The following is an 851-nucleotide window of genomic DNA, read 5'->3' on the forward strand; positions in this document are numbered from 1 at the left end:
GCCAAGATTCAAGTATACGTCGAGGCGAATGGGATCGACACCGAAGACCTTCTCTTCCCTATGCCCGAACCGCGGCCACCGGGGCAGGTCGAGCCAATCAAGCCGCAGGACCTTGGCCTCACCGAGCCGAACGACAAAGGTCGCCAATACCGGCATGGCACCATCACGGCTTACTCCATGGCGCCATGTCACTGCCAACACTGCAAGCGGGCCTACGCGGCCTACCGGGCGGCCCGCCGAGCCGAAGGCAAGGACAGCCCTCGCCGCCGTCGAGTCCGCGATACCGATGGGCACATTCCCGGCGACTGGTTCCGCAGGAAGGTCTGGCACCCAGCAGTCGCTGCGAGTGGAATCGGCTCAGGCATAGGCGTGCACCACCTCCGCCACGCTCACGCCTCTTGGCTCCTCGCAGGCGGCGCCGATCTCCAAATCGTCAAGGAACGCCTCGGCCACGGTTCCATCGCGACAACCCAGCGCTACCTCCACACCCTCCCCACCGCCGATGAAACCGCCCTCGCAGCCTTCAAACGCATCCGCGGCCGGCAAGCTGGATGGATGTCCGTCCCCGCATTCGACAGGCGGTAGATCGCTGCGGCCTACCTCGACGCGCGTGCACGCTGACTCGGCCGCAAGCAGGCTGGACCTCGGCGCAGGGCTTAACGGCCGCCGGGTTATCCACTGGGGGAGGCCCGTAGCGGACGAGGTCTCGACCTGGCCACCGGCAGCCGCACTAAGCCGAACTGGATCGTGCAGGAGGCGGCCAGGTGGAATCCAGGGCCAAGGGAAGATCACTCCAGGTAGCGAACTATCGCTCTGAGTAATCGTCACGATCGAGCTCTCGGTCCAGGTTT

At 65.2% G+C, this 851-nt stretch carries 1 protein-coding gene; it reads left to right on the forward strand.

Annotated features, from left to right (window positions below; translation table 11 throughout):
- A partial coding sequence (locus tag FRADC12_RS29455; protein WP_157489127.1) for a tyrosine-type recombinase/integrase occupies positions 1-585 on the forward strand: 585 nt, incomplete at its 5' end.
- Between the last annotated feature and the right edge of the window lie 266 nt (positions 586-851).

Source organism: Pseudofrankia sp. DC12 (assembly GCF_000966285.1).
Taxonomy (GTDB): domain Bacteria; phylum Actinomycetota; class Actinomycetes; order Frankiales; family Frankiaceae; genus Pseudofrankia.